At 28.2% G+C, this 1,598-nt stretch carries 2 protein-coding genes; one reads left to right on the forward strand and one right to left on the reverse strand.

The genetic code is table 11. The features are described from left to right. The first annotated feature begins 103 nt into the window (after positions 1-103). Entirely contained in the window at positions 104-640 is a 537-nt protein-coding gene (lepB, locus tag V7183_RS04285; protein WP_335358787.1) for a signal peptidase I, read from the forward strand. An 80-nt stretch (positions 641-720) separates the two neighbouring features. On the opposite strand, the gene V7183_RS04290 is transcribed toward lepB, so the two are convergent. Next, positions 721-1,170, reverse strand: a complete 450-nt coding sequence (locus V7183_RS04290) for a hypothetical protein (RefSeq protein WP_335358788.1) — start codon at positions 1,168-1,170, stop codon at positions 721-723. Positions 1,171-1,598 lie beyond the last annotated feature (428 nt).

A 1,598-nucleotide genomic window follows, 5' to 3' on the forward strand; every position in this document is an offset into this window, starting at 1 on the left:
AACAAAATTCACTCATAAACACAATAATCTTCAGAATATTTAATTCATTGCTTTTGTGTTATGATTAATAATATAAACCCTCAGAATGGAGTTTGATCTACAATTGAGAAAACGTCTACTTTCTGTTTTTCAAATATCAATATTCTTATTTGGTGTTACTTTATTATTACTAAGACAGTTTGTTTTTTTTCCATATAAAGTTTCTGGCGTTTCTATGGAAAACACCCTATTGGATAATGATAAGGTTTTAATTAATCACTTTACTAATTCAATTGAAGATCTGCAAAGATTTGATATTGTTATTGTTAATTCACCCTTAGGAAACACTTCCGATAAAAAAACAATTATAAAAAGAGTAATTGGTTTACCCGGAGATAAAATAGAATATATATCACAGCAGCTTTTTATAAATGGAATTCAGATAAAAGAAACATACTCAAGAGGCGAAACAACTGACTTTTCATTAAAAAGCATATTTGGCTTCGAAAGAGTCCCAAATGATACAATTTTTGTTTTAGGAGATAATCGCGAAGAAAGTTTAGACAGCAGATATAAAGAAATAGGGTTTATTCCTTTGAATAATATAGAAGGTAAAGTGGTTCTGCGCTACCAACCATTCAACAAATTCATGAAACTTTAATACAACCAATCAGACATATAAAAAGCTCCAACTGCAGGACATTGGGAGCTTTTTATAATACGATTTTGATTAGTTAAGTATTACTGATACAAAAACTTATAGATGAACTTTCTAAAATCTTCATTATTATAATTTTCGGCTAGATGAATTTTCATCTCATCATCTACTTCACTAATAATTTTGTCCTCTAAAACGGTAAAATAATTTTTAAGCTCTTCTTTTTCTTTTCTTATTTTAAAATCTAGTGATTTTTCACTATGCTTTTGATTTAATGAAAAATCAACATCTGCATCTAAAGCTACATGCAAAGCATCCTTTAATGAGGACCTAACTAATGAATTAAAAAACAATACACTTAGCTGTCTCTTTATTAATTGCTCTTTTCTACTCATTAATATTTCATTAAACTTTTCTATTTCTCCCTTAGTACAATTTGCAAAAACTACATCTCGAATGTAATTTACATACTCTTTTTTTTCCCTTTCCTCTTTTTCTTTAAAAACACGGTTTGGTAATTGTACAACGTTCATTTTCATTCCACTTTGCTTTTGTATTTACTAAATTCTTTTTCCAAACACAAAAAGCCCTTTGGGATATGTCATATTAATAGATTACATAGAGTAACCTCTTAATTTAACAAAACCCGAAGGGCTAAAAATTATAGTTATGATTTAAAAATTGAAAAAGAAAATAGTATAAATACATTATAAAACAAAATGGGATGATTTTCCATATATTTGTTGAATATCAATGAAAAAGAACCTCGTTACTTTGTAAAAAGGTTCTTTTTCTTTTCCTTTACCTTGTTATCATTTAGCAAAATCTTATTTTTCTACATCCTTAGAATTTGATGCGAGTAATCCTTTATCTTGCTCTTTAAGATTTGTATTTGCAGGTTTTTGCTCTGGTTTTTGTTCTGGTTTCTGTTCTGGCTTTTGCTCTGGCTTTTGCTCTGGTT

Origin of the sequence: Bacillus sp. JJ1127, assembly GCF_036965845.1 — a bacterium.
In the GTDB taxonomy this organism is placed as follows: domain Bacteria; phylum Bacillota; class Bacilli; order Bacillales; family Bacillaceae_G; genus Bacillus_A.

Bases quoted from the DNA above. Each gene is read 5' to 3' on its own strand.
- V7183_RS04290 (WP_335358788.1), bottom strand. From the start codon at position 1,170: ATGAACGTTGTACAATTACCAAACCGTGTTTTTAAAGAAAAAGAGGAA.